Annotated in this window: 23 protein-coding genes; 9 read left to right on the forward strand and 14 right to left on the reverse strand. The window is 62.2% G+C overall.

Translation table 11 applies throughout. The features are described from left to right. Positions 1-50: 50 nt before the first annotated feature. The 3 genes from DSC91_RS31135 (at position 51) to DSC91_RS31145 (ending at position 2719) form a co-directional block, all read left to right on the forward strand. Positions 51-383, forward strand: a complete 333-nt coding sequence (locus DSC91_RS31135; protein ID WP_115783567.1) for a cupredoxin domain-containing protein — start codon at positions 51-53, stop codon at positions 381-383. An 87-nt stretch (positions 384-470) separates the two neighbouring features. Next, entirely contained in the window at positions 471-1316 is an 846-nt protein-coding gene (locus DSC91_RS31140) for an FTR1 family iron permease (protein ID WP_115782364.1), read from the forward strand. After that, complete coding sequence (locus DSC91_RS31145) at positions 1313-2719, forward strand: 4Fe-4S binding protein (protein WP_115782365.1); 1407 nt, start codon at positions 1313-1315, stop codon at positions 2717-2719. Before DSC91_RS31140 ends, DSC91_RS31145 begins: the two co-directional genes overlap by 4 nt. A gap of 309 nt (positions 2720-3028) precedes the next feature. On the opposite strand, the gene hemP is transcribed toward DSC91_RS31145, so the two are convergent. The 4 genes from hemP to DSC91_RS31165 form a co-directional block, all read right to left on the reverse strand. Then, on the reverse strand, positions 3029-3289 hold the full coding sequence (hemP, locus tag DSC91_RS31150) for a hemin uptake protein HemP (RefSeq protein WP_115782366.1): 261 nt from the start codon (positions 3287-3289) through the stop codon (positions 3029-3031). A 135-nt stretch (positions 3290-3424) separates the two neighbouring features. Then, positions 3425-3907 (reverse strand): SRPBCC family protein, encoded by a 483-nt coding sequence (locus tag DSC91_RS31155; protein WP_115782367.1) that lies wholly within the window; start codon positions 3905-3907, stop codon positions 3425-3427. A 117-nt stretch (positions 3908-4024) separates the two neighbouring features. Next, on the reverse strand, positions 4025-4423 hold the full coding sequence (locus DSC91_RS31160) for an OsmC family protein (RefSeq protein ID WP_115782368.1): 399 nt from the start codon (positions 4421-4423) through the stop codon (positions 4025-4027). A gap of 211 nt (positions 4424-4634) precedes the next feature. Beyond that, positions 4635-5513, reverse strand: coding sequence for a pirin family protein (locus tag DSC91_RS31165; RefSeq protein ID WP_115782369.1), 879 nt, complete (start codon positions 5511-5513; stop codon positions 4635-4637). Between the two features lie 123 nt (positions 5514-5636). Between DSC91_RS31165 and DSC91_RS31170 the strand changes: the two genes are divergently transcribed. Beyond that, on the forward strand, positions 5637-6635 hold the full coding sequence (locus DSC91_RS31170) for a LysR family transcriptional regulator (RefSeq protein ID WP_115782370.1): 999 nt from the start codon (positions 5637-5639) through the stop codon (positions 6633-6635). Positions 6636-7039: 404 nt separating this feature from the next. Here the strand turns inward: DSC91_RS31170 and DSC91_RS31180 are convergent, their stop codons facing one another. The 10 genes from DSC91_RS31180 to DSC91_RS31225 form a co-directional block, all read right to left on the reverse strand. Continuing rightward, positions 7040-7459 carry an ExbD/TolR family protein gene (locus DSC91_RS31180; protein WP_115782371.1) on the reverse strand — a complete coding sequence of 140 codons (420 nt, stop codon included), beginning with the start codon at positions 7457-7459 and terminating at the stop codon, positions 7040-7042. 15 nt (positions 7460-7474) lie between these two features. Beyond that, a complete protein-coding gene (locus tag DSC91_RS31185) occupies positions 7475-8203 on the reverse strand; it encodes a MotA/TolQ/ExbB proton channel family protein (RefSeq protein ID WP_115782372.1) in 729 nt (242 codons plus the stop codon). Positions 8204-8230: 27 nt separating this feature from the next. Beyond that, on the reverse strand, positions 8231-8950 hold the full coding sequence (locus DSC91_RS31190) for an energy transducer TonB (protein ID WP_115782373.1): 720 nt from the start codon (positions 8948-8950) through the stop codon (positions 8231-8233). A 308-nt stretch (positions 8951-9258) separates the two neighbouring features. After that, positions 9259-9495 carry a (2Fe-2S)-binding protein gene (locus tag DSC91_RS31195; protein WP_115782374.1) on the reverse strand — a complete coding sequence of 79 codons (237 nt, stop codon included), beginning with the start codon at positions 9493-9495 and terminating at the stop codon, positions 9259-9261. 216 nt (positions 9496-9711) lie between these two features. Beyond that, on the reverse strand, positions 9712-10599 hold the full coding sequence (gene murI / locus DSC91_RS31200; protein WP_115782375.1) for a glutamate racemase: 888 nt from the start codon (positions 10597-10599) through the stop codon (positions 9712-9714). Between the two features lie 101 nt (positions 10600-10700). Further along, positions 10701-11180: a bacterioferritin gene (bfr, locus tag DSC91_RS31205; protein WP_115782376.1), complete on the reverse strand. Its 480-nt coding sequence runs from the start codon at positions 11178-11180 to the stop codon at positions 10701-10703. Between the two features lie 199 nt (positions 11181-11379). Further along, positions 11380-12903, reverse strand: coding sequence for a fumarate hydratase (locus DSC91_RS31210; RefSeq protein ID WP_054042119.1), 1524 nt, complete (start codon positions 12901-12903; stop codon positions 11380-11382). A gap of 54 nt (positions 12904-12957) precedes the next feature. Continuing rightward, positions 12958-13524: a TIGR00645 family protein gene (locus DSC91_RS31215; RefSeq protein WP_217482057.1), complete on the reverse strand. Its 567-nt coding sequence runs from the start codon at positions 13522-13524 to the stop codon at positions 12958-12960. Positions 13525-13892: 368 nt separating this feature from the next. Further along, positions 13893-14291: a hypothetical protein gene (locus tag DSC91_RS31220; protein ID WP_115782378.1), complete on the reverse strand. Its 399-nt coding sequence runs from the start codon at positions 14289-14291 to the stop codon at positions 13893-13895. Between the two features lie 138 nt (positions 14292-14429). Further along, positions 14430-14750, reverse strand: a complete 321-nt coding sequence (locus DSC91_RS31225) for a ribbon-helix-helix domain-containing protein (protein ID WP_229758125.1) — start codon at positions 14748-14750, stop codon at positions 14430-14432. 481 nt (positions 14751-15231) lie between these two features. Between DSC91_RS31225 and sctC the strand changes: the two genes are divergently transcribed. Genes sctC through DSC91_RS31250 form a run of 5 tightly spaced genes read left to right on the forward strand, consistent with a single transcriptional unit; the run spans position 15232 to position 19371 of the window. After that, positions 15232-17187 (forward strand): type III secretion system outer membrane ring subunit SctC, encoded by a 1956-nt coding sequence (gene sctC, locus DSC91_RS31230; protein ID WP_229758124.1) that lies wholly within the window; start codon positions 15232-15234, stop codon positions 17185-17187. Next, positions 17177-18271 carry an FHA domain-containing protein gene (locus tag DSC91_RS31235; protein ID WP_115782381.1) on the forward strand — a complete coding sequence of 365 codons (1095 nt, stop codon included), beginning with the start codon at positions 17177-17179 and terminating at the stop codon, positions 18269-18271. The genes sctC and DSC91_RS31235 overlap by 11 nt, the downstream gene beginning before the upstream one ends. After that, positions 18249-18527, forward strand: a complete 279-nt coding sequence (locus tag DSC91_RS31240; RefSeq protein WP_229758123.1) for a hypothetical protein — start codon at positions 18249-18251, stop codon at positions 18525-18527. Before DSC91_RS31235 ends, DSC91_RS31240 begins: the two co-directional genes overlap by 23 nt. Continuing rightward, a complete protein-coding gene (locus DSC91_RS31245; protein ID WP_115782383.1) occupies positions 18524-18856 on the forward strand; it encodes a hypothetical protein in 333 nt (110 codons plus the stop codon). Before DSC91_RS31240 ends, DSC91_RS31245 begins: the two co-directional genes overlap by 4 nt. Positions 18857-18912: 56 nt before the next feature. Then, positions 18913-19371 carry a tetratricopeptide repeat protein gene (locus DSC91_RS31250; RefSeq protein WP_115782384.1) on the forward strand — a complete coding sequence of 153 codons (459 nt, stop codon included), beginning with the start codon at positions 18913-18915 and terminating at the stop codon, positions 19369-19371.

Raw genomic sequence — 19371 nt, forward strand, 5'->3', positions numbered from 1 at the left:
GCGGCGCGCGGACGATGAAATCCGCCGCGCCGCGTTTTCCGGAAAGGCTAATGAGAATTAACCGAAAGATCGCGATCCTCGCCATGACCGTTTTGACGGTGGGGGCCGCGCACGCAGCGGATCTGCCGACCTTCAAGCTTGAAATGAACGACGGCAAGCTCAATCCGGCGCGCATCGAAGTGCCGGCAGGGCAGCGCATCAAGATCGCGATACACAACACCGGCAAGGGTGCGGCCGAATTCGAAAGCGTGCAATTGCGCAAAGAAAAAGTGTTGGCGCCGGGCGGCGATTCGTTCGTCGTGATTGCCCCGCTCGAGCCGGGCGAATACAAGTTCTTCGACGATTTCCATCAGCAGGCGCAGGGCGTGATCGTCGCAAAGTAAAAGTAGTGGCTTGGGGTGCGAGCGCATGCCTCGAGCAGCCGGGTTAAGCGTTCGCCAAAGCAGTGGAAGGGTAGAGGGAGAGCTTGGATGGGTCAGATTCTGTTCATCGTGTGGCGGGAAAGCGTTGAGGCCTTGCTGGTCGTCGGCATCCTGTACGCGTGGTTGAAGAATGGCGACGACGATGCGCGCCGCGGTTTGCCGTACCTGTGGGGCGGCGTCGCGGTCGGTGTGATCGCGGCGGTCGCGCTCGGCGCGGCGCTGGTCGGTTTCACCGAAGTGCTCTCCGGTGACGCGCAGGATTATTTCCAGACCGCAATGGTGCTGGTCGCCTGCGTGCTGATCGTGCAGATGGTGCTGTGGATGAAGCAGCACGGCCGGTCGCTCAAGCGCGACATGGAACAGTCGCTGCAAAAGAGTCAGCGCGATTCGAACTGGTGGGGTGTGGCATTGCTGGTCGCATTGGCCATCGCCCGCGAAGGCAGCGAAACGGTGATCTTCCTGTACGGTCTCGGCTTTGGCCAATCAGGTCACGTGGATGGCAGCCAGATGCTTGCTGTGATCATCGGCCTCGGTCTTGCATTGCTGACCTTCTACGTGCTTCAGTTGGGCGGCAAGATTTTCTCGTGGCGGCTCTTCTTCCGTATCACTGAAATCATGCTGCTGTTCCTCGGCGCAGGCCTGTTTCAGACCGGTGTCGACAAGCTGATCGACAAGGAAGTTCTGCCCACGATCATCGACCAGATGTGGAACTCGTCGGCCGTCCTCGACGATTCGAGCACCTTCGGTTCGCTGGTCGCGACGCTCACCGGTTATCGCGCCCACCCGGCGCTGATGAATCTGGTTGCCTACGCGGTGTATTGGGCGGTCGTCTATCTGCTGGTGCGTCGCGCGAATCGCAAGCCGGCGCAGCAGGCCGCAGGGCGCGCGGCATGAGTACCGTCATGACCCGCCCGGGCCGCCTCGCCGCGGCCGGGCAGTGGATGCAGCGGCATGGCGGTTTGATCCGCGGCATTCAATGGGTCGTCGTGGCGGTGTACGCGTTCCTGATTCTCGTGCCGGCGGTGACGCCGCTGCCGGACGACACCGCGCATCTGTGGACCAACCTGACGCTGGCCGCGCAGTTCGTGTTCTGGGGCATCTGGTGGCCGTTCGTGCTGCTGTCGATGGTGATGCTCGGCCGCGTCTGGTGCGGCGTGCTGTGTCCGGAAGGCGCGCTCGCTGAATTCGCCAGCAAGTACGGCCGCGGCTGGGCGATTCCGCGCTGGATGCGCTGGGGCGGCTGGCCGTTCGTCGCGTTCGGCATCACCACCATCTACGGTCAGATGGTCAGCGTCTACCAGTACCCGAAAGCCGTGCTGCTGGTGCTAGGCGGCTCGACTTTCGCGGCGATGGTCATCGGCTTGCTTTACGGACGCGAAAAGCGCGTCTGGTGCAAGTATCTGTGCCCCGTCAACGGGGTCTTTTCGCTCCTGGCGCGTCTCGCGCCGTTCCACTACAAAGTCGACGAAGACGCGTGGCGCCTTTCGTACAAGAACGGCGAGCATGGGCATCGCGTGATTCCGATCAATTGCGCCCCGCTGGTGCCGCTGCGCAACATGAAGGGCGCGTCGGACTGCCATATGTGCGGCCGTTGCAGCGGACATCGCGATGCGATCGCGCTGACGTGGCGTGCGCCGTCGTCGGAGGTCGTGCAGCTTGGCGACAGGCAGGCGAACCCGTGGGACACCGCGTTGATCCTGTATGGCCTGCTCGGCATCGCGATCGGCGCATTCCACTGGACCGCTTCGCGCTGGTTCGTCGACCTGAAGATGTTCTTCGCCACCTGGCTTGTCGATCACGACATCACCTGGCCGCTCGACACCAACGCGCCGTGGTTCCTGTTCACGCATTACCCCGAGCAGAACGACGTGTTCTCGTGGCTCGACGGCACGATGGTGATTGGCTACATCCTCGCCACGGCGCTCGTATACGGCACCGCGTTGCTGGTGCTGCTGATGGGCGCAACGCGCATGCTGGGGCGCTTCAGCGCCGTGCGTCTGCATCATTTGACGCAAGGCCTGATTCCGATTGCCGGCGCAGGTGTGTTCCTCGGCTTGTCGGCAACCACGTTGTCGCTGCTGCGTGCGGAACATCTGTCGTTGTGGTGGGCGTCGGATATGCGTATCGCGATTCTGGCGATTGCCAACCTGTGGAGCGCGTGGCTCGCCTGGCTCGTCACACGCCGCTACAGCGAGCGCTTCGTCCAACGCGGACTCGCGATGGTGTGGTTCGCCGCGGCGCTGGCAGTGGTCGATAGCGCGTGGTGGCTCATGTTCTGGGGCTGGGCCTCGAAGTAAAGCTTAACGCTTCAATGTGCTGCCGGAACCCGATCGGCGCCTTGCAAAACAAAAGCCGTGGAGATGACGCGATCCCACGGCTTTTTCATTTCCTGCATTTGCGACACACGTCGTTTCGTGCATCCGCATTGGGTGAGAACCAGAATGAGAACCAAAAAAGCGGCCTGGCTTGCTGCGACGGCTGGCTTGGTGTCTGCACGAAGGGGTCTAGTTCTCGCGTGCAAGCCGTCGTGGCTGGCTAATGCCCAACACCTCTCGAGGAGGTGGTCCCCACAATACCCGGTACGTACTGCTATTCGGTGTTGCCTGTTACTTCGTCAGGATCAGCTTGCCTAAGCGCGTTGCACGCAGCTGGTAGGTCTCGCCGTTGTGCAGGATGCTGACGTGGCTATGTCCCTGCAGCAGCGCGTCGCTGCGCACGACCCGATCCGACTTCTCGCTCGTACCGCCGGCGTGATCCGCTGCAGGCTTCGCGGCGGTTGCCGTCGCCGCCGATGGTTTCGGACGGCTGGTCAGCGCGGCCGCCGGGCGGCGCAGGCTGAGCGTGGAAGAGCGCGTGAGATCGGTCATTCGTTTTAGCTGTTGGTCGATTCGATGGGTTAATTCTAAATGATAACTATTCCCATTTACAAGAAAGAGAAATTCATCGGATTTAACTTTCGATAGTTGAGTGGTGCGGTGCGGGCGGAGCCGCCCGCTCGCGATTCAATGCAACGAACCGGGTTCCTGCCGGGTCTGCACGTACTGGCGGATCAGCCGCACGGTGTCGATATCGTTCTCGCGATACGCCGACTTCACGATTTCCTGCGTCTGCACGGCGTCCTGGTCGTCGGACACGGGCAGGGTGGTCGCGTATTCGAAGCGGAGGAACAACTGTAGTTCGTCAGGCTGCTCGATCGTCATCGTCAGCGAGCCACCGACATAGTCCGCGGTCGGCAGAATGTCGTAGCGCACGCTCTGGCGATCCTGCAGCGTGACACGGTCGCGCACGGTGGCCTGGCCGTAGTGCAATTCCCGTTCGAGCGTGTCGCCTTCGCGCGAGAGGATGGTGCAGCTGTCGAGCCCGATCACGAACAGTTGCGGTTGCTCGGCGCGCAGCACGAGCCCCTCCCACAACTGCTCGCGGGTCATCGAATCGACAAACGGATTCAACGGATCGTTGATCTGGATAAGGTGTTCGAAATTCAAGACGACGGCTTCCTATGAAAGCGTTGCATAACGTTCAGCCCGGCTGAGCCAATGACAGCATTGTCGCGCTCAGCGAGCAATCGCGCCAATGTGCCGGCGCGCGAGGCTCGCAAGGCTTCAGGCGACGGCAAGACCGGAACGGATCGTGATCGAATGCGTCAGGATCTTGTGAACCGGGCACGCATTGGCAATTTGCAAGAGCCGTTCCCGCTGCTCGTCGGACAGATTGCCTTCCAGCATGATCTTGCGGTCGATGGTCGTGCCCGCGTCGCCGGTGTCGAGCGACAGCGCCACGCGCACGTCGGCGAGCGGCCAGCCCTTACGCTGAGCGTACATCTTCAGCGTGATCGACGTACAGGCACCGAGGCTCGACAGCAACAGCGCGACAGGTGCCGGCCCGCGATCACCGCCGCCAAGCGACTCGGGTTCGTCGGCGAGCCACGTGTGCTTGCCGTCGTCGAAAACGACCTGGAAATTCGTCGAGCCGATGTGGGCGGTGACGGTGGACTCTGCCATGCGCGCTCCTGAACAGGGACGGAAATCGCCGTGCGCCAGGGGCCGTCACGATTGGACGGAATGGAGCACGGCATGCATTGCTATTGTGAACGAATTTACCGGCCTTCGCGCCGATGCGTGGACGGCGTGGACGGCGTGGCGGCGTAGGCGGCGCAGTCAGTGCCACCCGCCGCCATCGTGAGCGGCAACGCACGCTGGCTGGCATAGCCAATCAGTGCGTGATCGCGCCCATGCGGCCGGCCTGATAGTCGACCACGGCCTGACGGATTTCGTCTTCGGTGTTCATCACGAACGGGCCATAGCGCACCACCGGTTCTTTCAACGGCACGCCGCCGAGCAGCAGCACGTCGAGCGGCTCGGCGCCGGCCGTCAATGTGACCGAGTCGCCGTCGTTCTGAAACACCACCATCTTCTGCGCGTCGATTTCCTGGCGCGCTTCCCCTTCGCCGTAGAAGCCCTTGCCCGACAGGCTGTAAGCGAATACGCGATAGTCGGCCGGCACCGGTTGTTGAATCGTCGCGCCCGGCTGCAGCGAAAAATGCTGATACAGGATCGGCGTGCGTGTTTCGATCGCCGCCTTCACACCGAGCGCTTCGCCCGCGATCACCTTGACGCGCACCTTGCCGTCCGCGGACGTCGCGACCGGAATACTGGCCGCCGGTATCTCCTGATAGCGCGGCTCGATCATCTTGTCGCGGCGCGGCAGATTGACCCACAGTTGCACGCCATGCACGCGCCCACCGGCGCGCACGAACGACGGGTCCGGCATCTCGCTGTGCACGACGCCTGCGCCCGCAGTCATCCATTGCACGTCGCCGGCACGCAGCGTGCCCGAATGGCCCGCCGAATCCTTGTGGCCGAACTGGCCTTCGAGCGCGTACGTGACGGTTTCGAAGCCGCGATGCGGATGATCAGGTGCGCCTTTGGCTTCGCCCGGTGCGTAGTCGATCGGACCCATTTCGTCGAGCAGCAGGAACGGATCGAAATCCATCAGCAAGCGGGTCGGAAACGGGCGGTGGACGATGAAGCCGCCGCCTTCGGTCGTGCGAACGGCAGGAATCGTGCGTTCGATCGTGCGTGTCGTGCTCATCAAAAGTCACCTTGAAAAATGGGGAATAGCGTTATTTTTGAAACATAGCGCTATTATAGTGACCGTTTTCCTAGGTGCCAGCCGCCGTCACGCAATGGATTGTTCTATTAATGGAACGATGAGATGAAGATCGATTCACACAATCTGAATGACCTGATGTACTTTTCGCAGGTCGTCGAACATGGCGGTTTTTCCGCCGCCGAGCGCGTGCTGGGCATTTCCAAGTCGCGCCTGTCGCGCCGGCTAACCGAGCTGGAGGCATCGCTGGGCGTGCGTTTGCTGCAGCGCTCCACCCGCAAGCTGGCGCTCACTGAAGCGGGGCAGCTCTTCTATCAGCACTGTCAGGCGATGCTGGGCGAAGCACAGGCCGCCGTCAACGTCGTGCAGCAACTGCGCTCGTCGCCGCGCGGCACGGTGCGCGTAAGCGTACCGGTCACCGTCTCGCAGACCATCCTGTCGCAGATCCTGCCGGAATTCATGCATCGCTATCCGGAAGTGCGGGTGGTGATGCGCGTGACGAACCGCGTGATCGATCTGTTCGAGGATTCGATCGACATTGCGTTGCGCGTGCGCTCCGATCCGCCGGAAAACGCCAACATCGTCGTGCGTCCGTTGTGGCGCACGCGGCAGATGCTGGTCGGCGCGCCGAGCCTGTTGCAGCAGAATGCGCCGCCGCTGCTGCCCGCCGATCTGAGCCGTTTCGAAACCCTCGACGTGCCGACGGGCGACGGACGTCACGTCTTCGATCTGATCGCCCCCGACGGCACGCGCCACGCGCACGAACACGAGCCGCGCCTCGTCACCGCCGATCTGATGACGATTCGTGAAGCGGTGCTGTCCGGCGTGGGTATCGCCGCGTTGCCGGAGATGATGTATGGCAGCGCGCTGCGCGCGGGGCAGTTGTCGCCGGTGATGCCCGGCTGGACCTTTCCGACGCCGCAGTTGTACGCGGTATTCGTGTCGCGGCAGGGAATGGTGCCGGCCGTGCGCGCGTTCGTCGACTATCTGGTCGAAATGCTCGATCCGGACGAAGGCAAGCACATCATGGGCGAATGTCCGACTCGGGCCGCGAAAGACGCAGCGAAAGAAGCCGCGCAATCCGCGCTTGCAATCGCGTCATAGCACTTATTGCGGGCGGCAACATCGCTTTTAGCATTTAAGCGCCGCCTGTCATGAGTACTTTCAATGGCAGTTTGCTTGAATGCGCGCGCTCGCGGGCCTATAGTGGAATCCCTTCGCTAAGGAGTCTCTTATGCGAAAACTCATGGCCTCTATGATAGTGGGCCTGATAGGGCTGACCGCGCTGTCCGTGTCGATCACGGCTGTCGCATGCGGTGACTCGAGCTATCAGTCTTCTTCGAACGATGGCAAATGATCCCGCCGCCCGAAGGCGCCGAGTGCGCACAAAAAAAGGCCTTCATCTGGCGATGAAGGCCTTTTACTTTTAGCCCTTGTTTCAAGGGCTTTTCCGCTTTTTCGGCAGGCGCTGCTTAACAACTGATGCGTCGCGTGCCGTTACTCTCCCGTCATTTTCCTTTGGGCTGCGTGACGAAGCCGATCTTGGTGAGACCGCCGGCTTGCGCGGCTGACATCACTTCCGCCACTTTCTCGTACGCAACCTTGCGGTCCGCGTCCAGATGCAGTTCCGGCTGCGGATTCGCTTGCGCAGCTTCTGCAATCTTCGCGCGCAGTGCCGCGTCGTCGACCTTTTTGTTGTCCCACAACACGTTGCCGTCCGCATCGACGGCGACCGTGACTTGCGCGGGCTTGGTGTCTTCCTTCTGACTGCTCGCATGCGGCAGATCGATTTTGACCGCGTGACGAATCACCGGGATCGTCACCATGAAGACGATCAGGAGAACCAACATCACGTCGACGAGCGGCGTCATGTTGATTTCGTTCATCAGGCCGTCGTCATCGTCGCCGGCGAAGGGGCTCATTGCCATCGGATGCCTCGTCGGTCAGTTGGCGCGCGCGAGGCGCAAACCGTCGCCGCGCCTGGACGACGACAGACGGGCGCCCGTCACGAAGAACGCATGCAGACCATGTGCAAAGCGGCTCAGCTTGGCGACGATCGCCTTGTTGGCGCGCGTCAGTGCGTTGTAGCCGAGCACGGCCGGAATCGCGACGAACAGGCCGAACGCGGTCATGATCAGCGCTTCGCCGACCGGTCCCGCGACCTGATCGATCGACGACTGGCCGCTCGCGCCGATCGCCAGCAGTGCGTGATAGATGCCCCATACCGTGCCGAACAGGCCGACGAACGGCGCCGTGCTGCCGATCGAGGCGAGAATCGCCAGGCCGCTTTGCATGCGCGCGACGCTTTCGTCCATCGTGTCCTTCAGGCAGCGCGTCACCCAGTCCGAGACGTCCATGCGATCGTGCAGATGCGGCTGCGTCTGATGGTGGTGATCGGCGGCTTCCTGGCCTGACAGCGCGAGTGCCAGGAACGGATTGTCCTGCGGCGTCGACGATTCCGCGCCGAGCTTCTTCACGCCGTCGGCGAGATCGTCCGAATGCCAGAACTGCTGTTCGGCATTCTTCGTGAGACGCTTGAGGCGCATCACATTCCAGCCTTTGATGACGATCACGCTCCACGACATGACCGACATGATCAACAGCGCGAGCGCGATACCGCGCGTCACGACATCCCCTTGCGCCCACACGTGCGCCAATCCGTAGTTTTGCATTGCAATTCCTTGTTTTTAAAATCTGCCTCAATCGTTCAGATTGAAGTTGTAAGGCTGGGTGTACGCGACCCGAATCGGCTGGCCGTTCTCGAGATAGGGCTTGCAGGCGCTCGCATGCGCTGCGGCAACCGCGGCATCGTCCAGGCGGTTGAAACCGCTGCTCTTCTTCAGTTCGATGTTCTCGAGCTTGCCCGTCAGTCCGACCACGAACTTCACGTAGGCGGTGCCCGCTTCACCGCGTCGCCTGGACAGCGATGGGTACTCCGGCGTGACCATGTTGCAGTCGATGTGCGAAACATTTTTCGGAGCGGTGATTTCCATTGTCGGCCGGCCCACTGCCGGCGCAGCCTGAGCGGGCGGTGCAGCCGGCGCGGGCGGCGTCGGATCGGCCGCTGCGACGGGGGTAGGCGACGGCGCGGCGGCCACCGGCAGCGGCGTAGGCGTCGGCTTGAGCGTCGGCGTCGGCTGGACTTTGGGCTTGGTGTGAACCGGTGGAGTCGGCTTGGGCGGCGGCGCGATCGACTGCAGTGCGACGGGCGCGGCCACGGGCGCCGGCGCCAGCAACTGCGCGGTCATGACGCGCGATTCGAGCACCGGTTGCACGGGTTCATGACGCAGCGTCAGGATCACCGCAAGCAAAGCGATGTGAATCGCCGCGACCGCGGCAGTCGCGGTCAACGCGCGGGAATTCATTCGGGGAGACGAAGCCGACGTGGCGCCGGCTGAAACGGTATACGAGGCCTGCATGTTAGCGTGGCAGCGTGCCGTCGATACGGCACGTCAGACAAGACGTCGTCATGTTCGGAAGATCAGCAGCGAAATGAGCAAAGTAGTCACGAAACCAATCAGCAATTCCATCTCAAACTCCTTTTAACGGGTGAGCGGGTAGCTGGCTGGTACGGATACTGGCTTGCTGACGGCAGTGGGATAAAGCGTGAAACAGCACGCAAATCAGCGCGTGAAGCAGCGCCTGAAACGGCGTGTAAATCTGAGCATGAAGCAGTGGCGCGGTGAGCACCCGGGGCGCAGCGTGGGTAGCGCCCTCAATCTCCGCTTCAGGCGGCCTTGCGTTCGTAAAACGTCAGCGGCATGGCCTGCGAGTGATGATCGAAGCCGCAACGGCTCGCGCACACGCCGCTTTCCATCATGACGCCGCGCACGGAATCCGCGCACTTGCCGCAGCAGGACGCGACGCCGAGTTCGAACTGGAGTTCGTCGAACGAATCGACGCCTTCCGCGATCGAGGCACGGATCTTTCGGTCAGAAACAGACTTGCAGACACAGACAATCATGGTAGGGCGTGATAGCTAACGTTAATGCGAACTATTATCATTTTGATTGGCTCGTTTGGCAAGCGTCCTGCATGATTTTTTGTAACAAAACCAGACTCTTAGAAGGGTTTCGTCTCAGGGACAGGTTTCGGGGGGAGCGGCGGGAAGGGGGTGAAAACGCCTAAAAAGCGTGCAGAAGGGCCGCGCGGCGGCCCCGGAACGCAGTGGCGAGGGACTTTATGCGGCTTGGGAATCCGGCGCAGCCGTGCGCCGCGAGGGGATCACGACCTGGTCGACAGCGGTGTCGATTTGCAGCAGGGTTGCGGCGAGCTGTTGCTGATGGGTGCCGTCGCCGGTTGAATAAAAGCGGGGCAGAACAACGCCGGCGCCTTCCGGGGCGGCGCGCAATCCGTGCTGATCGAGTACCCGCTCCAGTTGGCGCGCAATGGCCACGCTCGTATCGATCAGCACCAGCCGGTCGCCGACGATGTCGCGGATCGCCGCATCGAGAAACGGGTAGTGGGTGCAGCCGAGCACCAGGGTGTCGGCGCCGGCATCGAGCATGGGCTGCAGATAGCTGCGCAGCAGAGCGCGCAGTTCGGCGGAGCCCACGTCGCAGCGTTCCACCGCCTGCACGAGCCCGTGGCCCGGCTGGCAAAGAAAACGGCAATCGGCCGCGTAGCGCTCCAGCAGTGCCTGAAAGCGGGCGCTGCGCAAGGTCACTTGTGTGGCGAGCACGCCGGCGACACGCGTTTTCGATTGCAGCGCGGCCGGTTTGATGCCGGGCTCGACTCCCACCAGCGGAATCGCCAGCTTTTCGCGGACCAGCGCGATGGACTGCGCGGTCGCCGTGTTGCAAGCGACCACCAATGCCTTCGCGCCTTGTCCCGCGAGCCATTCACCGATCGCGAGGGTGCGGTCGGCAATGAAGTCGTCGTCGCGTTCGCCGTAGGGCGCGTAGAGCGAGTCCGCGACGTAGATGAGTGCTTCGCCGGGCAGTTGCGCCCGAACCGCCCGTAGCACCGACAAACCGCCCAGACCCGAGTCGAATATGCCGACTGGCGCTCGCGAACCGCCGCCTGAGGCGGCAATCCGGTCACTTGACGACGGCGATTCTGCGGTCATGGGCGATAAGGGCACGCGCGGCACGGCAGTCACGGAAAACTCACGAAAACGGGGAGGTGCGGAAGTATACCGCTCGCGCGGTTGGTTCCATCCCGATCCGATCAGGACTCGATCGAACCCATTGCGGTTTGCTGGTAATTCTGAATGCCGACCTTGTCGATCAGGTCCAGTTGCGTTTCAAGCCAGTCGATGTGTTCTTCGGTGTCGTCGAGAATCTTCACAAAGATTTCGCGCGAGATGAAATCGCGAACCGACTCGCAATACACGATCGCTTCTTTGCAGGTGCTTTGCGAAATCTGTTCGAGCTTCAGATCGCATTCGAGGATTTCCTTGGTCTCTTCGCCGATCAGCAGCTTGTGCAGGTCTTGCAGGTTCGGCAGGCCGTCAAGCATGAAAATGCGTTCGATCAGCCAGTCGGCGTGCTTCATTTCTCCGATCGATTCGTCGTATTCGTGCTTGCCGAGTTTTTCGAGGCCCCAGTGCTTGTACATCCGCGCGTGCAGGAAGTACTGATTGATGGCGGTCAGTTCGTTCTTCAACTGTGCGTTGAGGTATTCGATGACCTTCTTGTCGCCTTGCATGGTGTGTCCTTGTAGGGGATTTGAATTTCCCAGAACAATAAACGGCGAAACGCAAAAAGCCAAGGCAAAAAAACAGATTTTCGCTTGATTTCAGAGGGTTTTTCGCGTGATGCGTACCGTTCTCATTTCATCATAAAAAAAGCCAGGGTTTGGGCCCCTGGCTTTGCGTGACGCGCTACTCACGCGGCGTCGATACCGATCAAACCGTTGCGACCGGAATCTTGCCGATCTTGGCCTGCCATTCTTTCGGGCCGGTCTGGTGCACCGAGGTGCCGTTTGAATCGACGGCGACCGTCACCGGCATATCCTGCACATCGAACTCGTAGATGGCTTCCATGCCGAGGTCTTCGAACGCGAGAACCTTCGCGCTGCGAATGGCTTTCGACACGAGGTAAGCAGCGCCGCCCACGGCCATCAGATACGCGGCCTTGTGCTTCTTGATCGCCTCGATCGCAACCGGGCCACGCTCGGCTTTGCCGATCATCGAAATGAGGCCGGTTTGCGACAACATCGTCTCGGTGAACTTGTCCATGCGCGTGGCGGTGGTCGGGCCCGCCGGGCCGACGGCCTCGTCGCGCACCGGATCGACCGGGCCGACGTAATAGATCACGCGATTCGTGAAGTCGACCGGCAGCTTTTCGCCCTTCGCCAGCATGTCGGCGATGCGCTTGTGCGCCGCGTCGCGGCCGGTCAACATCTTGCCCGACAGCAGCAGCGTTTGGCCCGGCTTCCAGCTTGCGACTTCTTCCGGCGTCAGCGTGTTCAGATCGACGCGCTGGCTCTTTTCCGTGTCGGGTTCCCACTGCACCTTCGGCCATGCGTCGAGCGACGGCGCTTCGAGCTTCGCCACGCCCGAACCATCCAGCGTGAAGTGCGCGTGGCGCGTGGCCGCGCAGTTCGGGATGATCGCGATCGGCTTGCTCGCGGCGTGCGTGGGTGCGGCCATGATCTTCACGTCGAGCACGGTGGCGAGACCGCCGAGACCTTGCGCGCCGATGCCGAGCGCGTTGACCTTCTCGTGCAGTTCGACACGCAGTTCTTCGATCCAGTCCTGCGGGCCGCGTGCGATCACGTCCTGAATGTCGATCGGATCCATCAGCGATTCCTTCGCCATCACCATCGCTTTTTCAGCGGTCCCGCCGATGCCGATGCCGAGCATGCCCGGCGGGCACCAGCCTGCGCCCATGGTCGGCACGGTCTTCAGGATCCAGTCGACGATCGAGTCCGACGGGTTCAGCATCGCGAACTTCGACTTGTTTTCCGAGCCGCCGCCCTTCGCCGCAACCTGCACGTCGACCTTGTCGCCCGGCACGATCTCGTAGTGGATCACGGCCGGCGTGTTGTCCTTCGTGTTCTTGCGCGCGCCTTCCGGCGGGCTCACGATCGACGCGCGCAGCACGTTGTCCGGGTTCAGGTAACCGCGGCGCACGCCTTCGTTGATCATCTCGGTGACGCCCATCGTCGCACCGTCCCACCGCACGTCCATGCCGACCTTCACGAACACCGTGACGATGCCGGTGTCCTGGCAGATCGGGCGCTTGCCTTCGGCGCACATGCGGCTGTTGGTGAGGATCTGCGCGATCGCATCCTTCGCGGCCGGGCTCTCTTCGAGCTCGTAAGCGCGGCCCAAGGCCTGGATGTAATCGAGCGGGTGGTAATAGCTGATGTACTGAAGCGAATCAGCAATGCTCTGAATCAGATCTTCCTGTTTGATGACGGTCATGGCTAGCTCAGTGGGGACAATGGCGCTTGTTATCAGACTCGCAGGGCAGTGCGGTCAGTCGTGCGCCTTCAGGGGAGTGGAATCGTGCGAACTCACGACATGCAGCGCCGTGGGTTCCTGAAAATGTTTCGGATGCGTGTGCGTGGTGAGGCGGTCGACGAATGCCATCACCAGCGCCGAGACGAGGAACGCGACGTGAATGATCACCTGCCACATGATGGTGTGCGTCGAATTCTGGTCGGGGCTGATGAAGGTCTTCAGCAGATGGATCGACGAGATGCTGATCAGCGCCATCGACAGTTTGACTTTCAGCACGCCGGCGTTCACGTGGTCGAGCCATTCCGGTTCGTCCGGATGACCTTCCACGCCCAGGCGCGACACGAAGGTTTCATACCCGCCGATGATCACCATGATCAGCAGGTTCGAGATCATGACGACGTCGATCAGGCCGAGTACGACCAGCATGATGTTGGTCTCGTCGAGCGTCATGGACGCCGTGACCAGATGCCAGACTTCTTTGAGGAACAGGACGACGTAGACAGCCTGGGCGACGATCAGTCCCAGGTAGAGCGGCACTTGCAGCCAGCGGCTCATGAAGATGATGACGGGCAGCGGGCGCATCGGGCGGCGCTGACGGGCTGAGTCGGGTCGCGAGGCGGACATAGGCAAGAGTCAGATGAAACGCAGGTGACGGAACACGGACTAAATGCGCTGACCCGAAGCGCGAACCAAACGCGCGGATCGAGCACGCAAACCAGGGCGCAGACGGCGCGGTACGCGGCCAGGGGAGGCCGGAAAAGCTCGCGTCAGGCGCGCTATTGTACAGCGTCGGATGAATTTGCTGCGGCGCGGCGGGCAGTGCGGGCCGGCCGGCGCTGCGGTGTTCGCTCGCGCTCGTGCTGGTCAGCCGCGAGCCGCCGGCCGCCGCGGGCGCACCCGCGGCGATTCGCCGAAGGGCACGGCGGCGGCCGGCTGCATTCACCGCTGCGTCAAGCGGCGCCACCTCCTGCCGCGCCGGCGCCGCCCGCAACTGACGCCATCATGCCGGCAAGGGGCGGTACGAGCTGCGCGATGGCGGAGATGACTCCTTTGATAATGTCCATGATCGACTCCATGCCCTTCGTTGGATCGGCTCCGCCTGGCTGCGCCGCGGCGTCGGCTTGTTGCGCGGCCATGTCGCCGTCGAGACCGTTCGCGTTGCCGGCGTGCCGTGCAGCGCCCGCAAAGCCTGGTTGCATATCGCCGCCGACGTCGTTCGTGTGCTCGGTGGAAAACATGCGGACGGTAGTGGAGTTAGTGTTGCTCTGCATGTCGTCTTGCACCGGCGGCGTCACGTCGCCCATATCGAATGGGGTGCCGTTGCCAATATTGTTGATCGCATTCGTCATCGTCAATTCCTTGAATCAATTAAAATGGAATATGCAAATCCGATAGTTGTCTTTGCATGAAATCGCTACGCCAGCCAGGGATGTCTGGCGCGAGGAAATGCTTAAGTGGAATTAGTTTTCTTGTCGATCTCCTGTGATTTATTCAAGTGGATGGGGCGATGCATCAGGATCGATCAGATTCAGACTGATCGGGTGGTTTTTATCCAGTAATTGGGTCACGCAAATTATTCTGATAAAGCCCGTGAAATTGTGGATGGCTTCCTGTGTCAGATCAATTTCAAGCGCCCATCTGGAAATCAGTTTTCCTACCGTCATCGATTCCTGGCGCGCAATTTCTTCGATGATTCGCCAATAAATCTCCTCGAGCCGTAGACAAGTTGCCAGCCCGTTGATCCGGACGGAGCGCTGCCTGGGCTGCGCGAGCAGTGGTGTGAAGTTGCAATACCGTGTCATCTGCATGCGCGTGCACGTGTAGGAATGCAAGAAGAAGACACCTCTGTTACGGCAGTGGTGGGCCTGAAACATTTCAAGATGGCAATGCATCTGCAACGTGAATTACACGGGCCGTTTCTCATTTTGGCTGAATTCAAGTGACGACCGGTCAATCTTCTCCCCGCGTTCGAGCGCCGTGGTCATAAAGATGTATGACGTCGACATGCGGTGAATAATCTTATTTTTAAGATGCCGCAGTCCGAAAAATAGGGGTGCCGGCTGTATGCGTTTCTAATAATAAATGGCCGATTCTGCAGTGCCTTTTCCTCCGGGCACTGTCGTGCATATATATGACCCGCCGTAATGCCGGGGCGCTTAAATTTCACTGGCGTAATCAATACAACGTAGCCAGGAATTTTTAATGCTTAAGACGAGGCGCAATGATTTGCTGGATAAGAAGGGCAGTGGTGGTTCCCTGTCCCAGCCGCCGTGCGCGGCCGGCGCAGTCATGTTTCAAGTGGCCGGTCGGCTCGCGGTGGCCTGGGCGGCCTTGCTGATTCCCGCAGCTCAGGCCGTCACGCCCGTCTGGCATGGCGCGCCGATCCACTATGCGGCGAACGGCGCGCCATTGCCCGACGTGCTGCGCGATGTGCTCGCCGTGGAGGGCCTCGCCGTGGTCATCGGCCGCGACGTGAAGGGCGTGGTCAACGGCCGTTTCGACGACACGCCCGGCAACGTGTTCATGCAACTGGTCGAGGCGTACGGTCTCGTCTGGTATTTCGACGGCAAAGCGATGCATGTGACGACCGCCACGGGTGTGCGCAGCCAGGTCATTCCGTTCGCGCCGATGACACGCGACGCGGTTGCGTCGCTGCTACGCAATCTCGATCTCGACGACGCGCGCCTGCCGATCAGGTACTCGGCGACCACCGCGAAGGTCGCCGGCCCGGCGGCCTTCGTCGGCGCGGTGGCCGAGGCGATCGACAAGGCGCAGCGGCAAAGCACGGCGGAGCCGTCGTTCGATCAGACCGAGATCCGCATCTTTCCACTGCGCTATGCGCAGGCGCAGGACACGCGCTACGCAGTGGGGTCGCGGGAGCAGGCGGTGCCGGGAGTGGCTTCGCTGCTGAGGCGGGTCATGCTGGACAGCTGGCAGTCCACTGCGCCGCGCACAGTGCGCTCCGGCGCCGATGCCCGCAACGAAGCCCGCAGCGCGCGCGGCGGCCCGCCGCCGTTGCCGAGCCTGCGCGGCCTGGGTCTCGCAGGCGGGGCGTCGCTCGATGGCGAGAGTGAATACCCCCCGTTGCCGGACGCAGCAAGCGCGGCAAGCGCGCCGCCGAGCCGCGCCGACCAGCCCGGCGCGACGCCCGCGCGGCGCAACATCGTCGCCGACCCGCGCACCAATTCGGTGGTGATCAACGACCTTGCGTCGATGATGCCGAACTACGAGCGCGCCATCGCCATGCTCGACCAGCCGCAGGAGCTGGTCGAAATCGACGCGGTGGTGATCGACGTATCGTCGAACGCGGCGCGCTCGCTCGGCGTGGCGTGGGGTGGCTCGAATGGGCGTGTCAGTGCCGCGTCCGGCACCATCAACGCGCCGCCGACCTTTGGCATGCCTGTCCTTTCGACCGCTGCCGGCATGGCAACCGGACTGAATCTCGCCACGCTCGTCGGCAACGCTGCGCAGTACCTGTTCGCGCAGATCCACGCGCTGGAGGATGCCGGCCAGGCCCGCGTGTTGTCGAGTCCACAAGTCCTCACGCTGAACAACACGGAAGCGGTGCTGACTTCGCGCAGTTCGGTCTATGTGCGCGTGGCCGGCAATCAGGACGTCGATCTGTACAACATTGATACCGGTCTGACCTTGAAGGTGACGCCAAGTGTCGAATCGACTGCCGACCCGCGTCGCAGCATCCGCCTCAACATCCAGATCGAGGACGGCACGTTCAACACGTCGATGTCCGTCGACGGCATTCCGAGGGTCGACAACCATTCAATCGTCACCCAGGCGGTCGTGCGCGACGGCGAGAGTCTGCTGGTTGGCGGCTATCAGTACGAGCGTAGCGAAAGCACGACGTCGAAGGTGCCGGTGCTCGGCGACGTGCCGTACGTCGGCGCGTTGTTTCGCGATACCCAGACGACCCGGGAACGTCTCGAGCGATTGATTCTGATCACGCCGCGCCTCAAACGCGCCGGCATCGATGGCGAGCCGACCGTTGCGATGCAGGCGCCCACCAGCGACGTTTCCGCCGTCGTCGCCACCGCACTGCGCGCACCGCTCGCTGGCGCCGCCTCGGCTGCACCGCTGCCGGACACACCGCCGTCGCCGTACATACCAGCGCTGCAGGACATACCACCGCTGCAGGACATACCACCGCTGCAGGACATACCACCGCTGCCTCCTTCTCCTACCTGGCAGACCACACGCAAGATGCCCTGGGAGGATCGCCATGACCGCTGACGCACGAATCCTCGTGACGGACGGCGTGCATGCCGGCGCGAGCGTTGCGCTGTCCGATGACAAACCGCTGCGGATCGGCAGCGGCAGCGATGCCGATCTGATGGTGATCGATGACGGCGTCGAGCCACTGCACGCCACGGTTCAGTTGCGCGGCGCGGTTCTCGATCTGATGGCGCACCGGCCGGGTGTCACGGTGTTTGGCCGGCGCTTGCCGCCCGGGCTGCACGTGCTGGTGCGGCGCGGCACAAGGTTTTCAGCCGGAGCGGTCAATTTCCAGTTCAGTGGGCCAGAAGCGCCGAGCGCGATCATGGTGGACGACGCCGAGCATGCCTATCTTTTGCGTCATGCGCCGCTCGCCTATTGCGTGAAACGCTTGTCCGGGGTGTCGCCGGTCGCGAAGGCGACGATCTTTGCCGCGCCGCTCGCATTTGCGCTGCTTGCGTGGCTCGCGTCGATGCCCATGTCCGGCACGCCGCGCGCTCAGCGTGCCGACGACAGGTTCCGGCTGGTGACGACGCATCTCGACTCGAAGTCCGGCGCGCTTGTCTATCAGGGCTATGTGCAATCGCCCGCCGATCTTGCCGCGCTGACCGCGAAGGCGTGGTCGCAACGGCGGGCGGCGGTGATGCGGGTGATCGTGCTTTCGCAGTTGCAGGAGCAGGTCGGCGATTTCCTCGCTCGCTACTATCGCGGCGCCGAGGTGCGGCCCGCTACGCCAGGGGCCTTCAGCGCGATTCTGCCTGGCGGCGAGGCTTTCCTCTCTCCTGAATCATGGGACTACGCGCGCATCGCCCGGCTGGCGCGCGGCGAGATCAGCGGACTGCGCGAACTCACGTTTCCCGGCCACGCACAAGAGGGCGCACGGGTGCGCGTGCCCCTCGAAGCGCTGGGAATGAACCTGCTTTCCGGTCGTTATGCGGCGTGGCTCAGCGACGCACAAGGCGTGCGTTATCTCGCCGGCGCGCGACTGCCCGCCGGTCGAATTACACGAATCTCGGCGTGTGCAGTGGAGGTGACGCGCGACGATGGTTCGATCTACGAATTTTTTACGGATGCTACCCATGGCTCAAAAAAATGCCGCTAAAAGCACGCTAGGCGCGTGCGTCGATCTACCGCTGGAGGCGCGGCTCGCCGAAGCCGGCGGGGCGGGGCGCGACGAGATCAGCGCTCGGCTGACGCACGAGATCGGGTGTTTGAACAGCGCGTTGCCGGGCGCGTCGCCGGTGTTGCGAAACGAAATGACTTTGCTTGTCGAGTGTTTGCGCGCGGCTCGGCAAGTGGTGGAACGAAGTGCGAACTTCGCAAACGCGAGCGACAACCTGAAGGAAAGCAAATCATGACGCAAATGAATACGACGATGTCCCCGAATCCGATCGGCAATGGCTTCACCGGCGGTGGCGGCGGTGGTGGTGGCTCGATAGTCGGCGCGGGGGGCGGCGTGTCGTCCCAGAAGGTCGCCGAAGCGCTGGCGAAGATCCTCGAAAAGCAGAACAGGGAATTCGATAACAAGGCGAAGCAGGCCGAGGGCACGGACAACAAGCAGCAGAACGTCCAGATGGTCAACTTGCAGCAAGCGGCGGGCGCGGTCAACACGACGCAAAGCGTCGCGACCTCGATCATCCAGGGCCTGACCGACGCGCAGAAGGAAACTGCGCGCGCTTCCCACTAACCGTTTTTTCCGATCCGGAAGAAGACGCCTTGCGGCGTCTTCGGGAGCCATTGCAGATGCAGGACGACACACTGGAACTGCTGATTTCGATCGGCCACTACGCCCGCGTCTATCGACGCTTCGACGAGGCGCGCTACCTGTTCGACCGGCTGGCGTTGCTGTATCCGCGGCGCGCTTTTCCGTATCTCGGGCTTGGCCTGGTCGAGCTCGATCGTGCGAATTACCGCGCTGCGTCGTTGCTGTTCAGCCGGGCAATCGATGTCGCTCCGGACAGTGGACTGGCGCGGGCCTGGCTGGGCGTGTCCCAGATGCTCGGAGGTCAGTACGCGCTTGGTGTCCGAAACCTGGAGCCGATAGCGGAGGGCGACGAGCCCGGCGCGAGTTCGATGGCGGCGGCGTTCCTGAACCTGCCCGAATGCGCGCCCTACCTGCAGGCGGTCCGCGCTGCACGGACCCTGCGCAGCGCGGCTTTTCTCACAACCTTTGAACGACTGACCATTCAAGGCGGACATTGA

The sequence above is a fragment of the Paraburkholderia caffeinilytica genome, from assembly GCF_003368325.1.
Taxonomy (GTDB): Bacteria; Pseudomonadota; Gammaproteobacteria; order Burkholderiales; family Burkholderiaceae; genus Paraburkholderia; species Paraburkholderia caffeinilytica.

Excerpts from the sequence above, each read along its gene's own strand:
- DSC91_RS31135 (WP_115783567.1), top strand. The coding sequence starts at position 51 with ATGAGAATTAACCGAAAGATCGCGATCCTCGCCATGACCGTTTTGACG.
- DSC91_RS31140 (WP_115782364.1), top strand. The coding sequence starts at position 471 with ATGGGTCAGATTCTGTTCATCGTGTGGCGGGAAAGCGTTGAGGCCTTG.
- DSC91_RS31145 (WP_115782365.1), top strand. The coding sequence starts at position 1,313 with ATGAGTACCGTCATGACCCGCCCGGGCCGCCTCGCCGCGGCCGGGCAG.
- hemP (WP_115782366.1), bottom strand. The coding sequence starts at position 3,289 with ATGACCGATCTCACGCGCTCTTCCACGCTCAGCCTGCGCCGCCCGGCG.
- DSC91_RS31160 (WP_115782368.1), bottom strand. The coding sequence starts at position 4,423 with ATGGCAGAGTCCACCGTCACCGCCCACATCGGCTCGACGAATTTCCAG.
- DSC91_RS31165 (WP_115782369.1), bottom strand. The coding sequence starts at position 5,513 with ATGAGCACGACACGCACGATCGAACGCACGATTCCTGCCGTTCGCACG.
- DSC91_RS31170 (WP_115782370.1), top strand. The coding sequence starts at position 5,637 with ATGAAGATCGATTCACACAATCTGAATGACCTGATGTACTTTTCGCAG.
- DSC91_RS31180 (WP_115782371.1), bottom strand. The coding sequence starts at position 7,459 with ATGGCAATGAGCCCCTTCGCCGGCGACGATGACGACGGCCTGATGAAC.
- DSC91_RS31185 (WP_115782372.1), bottom strand. The coding sequence starts at position 8,203 with ATGCAAAACTACGGATTGGCGCACGTGTGGGCGCAAGGGGATGTCGTG.
- DSC91_RS31190 (WP_115782373.1), bottom strand. The coding sequence starts at position 8,950 with ATGCAGGCCTCGTATACCGTTTCAGCCGGCGCCACGTCGGCTTCGTCT.
- DSC91_RS31195 (WP_115782374.1), bottom strand. The coding sequence starts at position 9,495 with ATGATTGTCTGTGTCTGCAAGTCTGTTTCTGACCGAAAGATCCGTGCC.
- murI (WP_115782375.1), bottom strand. The coding sequence starts at position 10,599 with ATGACCGCAGAATCGCCGTCGTCAAGTGACCGGATTGCCGCCTCAGGC.
- bfr (WP_115782376.1), bottom strand. The coding sequence starts at position 11,180 with ATGCAAGGCGACAAGAAGGTCATCGAATACCTCAACGCACAGTTGAAG.
- DSC91_RS31210 (WP_054042119.1), bottom strand. The coding sequence starts at position 12,903 with ATGACCGTCATCAAACAGGAAGATCTGATTCAGAGCATTGCTGATTCG.
- DSC91_RS31215 (WP_217482057.1), bottom strand. The coding sequence starts at position 13,524 with ATGCGCCCGCTGCCCGTCATCATCTTCATGAGCCGCTGGCTGCAAGTG.
- DSC91_RS31220 (WP_115782378.1), bottom strand. The coding sequence starts at position 14,291 with ATGACGAATGCGATCAACAATATTGGCAACGGCACCCCATTCGATATG.
- DSC91_RS31225 (WP_229758125.1), bottom strand. The coding sequence starts at position 14,750 with ATGCAGATGACACGGTATTGCAACTTCACACCACTGCTCGCGCAGCCC.
- sctC (WP_229758124.1), top strand. The coding sequence starts at position 15,232 with ATGTTTCAAGTGGCCGGTCGGCTCGCGGTGGCCTGGGCGGCCTTGCTG.
- DSC91_RS31235 (WP_115782381.1), top strand. The coding sequence starts at position 17,177 with ATGACCGCTGACGCACGAATCCTCGTGACGGACGGCGTGCATGCCGGC.
- DSC91_RS31240 (WP_229758123.1), top strand. The coding sequence starts at position 18,249 with ATGGCTCAAAAAAATGCCGCTAAAAGCACGCTAGGCGCGTGCGTCGAT.
- DSC91_RS31245 (WP_115782383.1), top strand. The coding sequence starts at position 18,524 with ATGACGCAAATGAATACGACGATGTCCCCGAATCCGATCGGCAATGGC.
- DSC91_RS31250 (WP_115782384.1), top strand. The coding sequence starts at position 18,913 with ATGCAGGACGACACACTGGAACTGCTGATTTCGATCGGCCACTACGCC.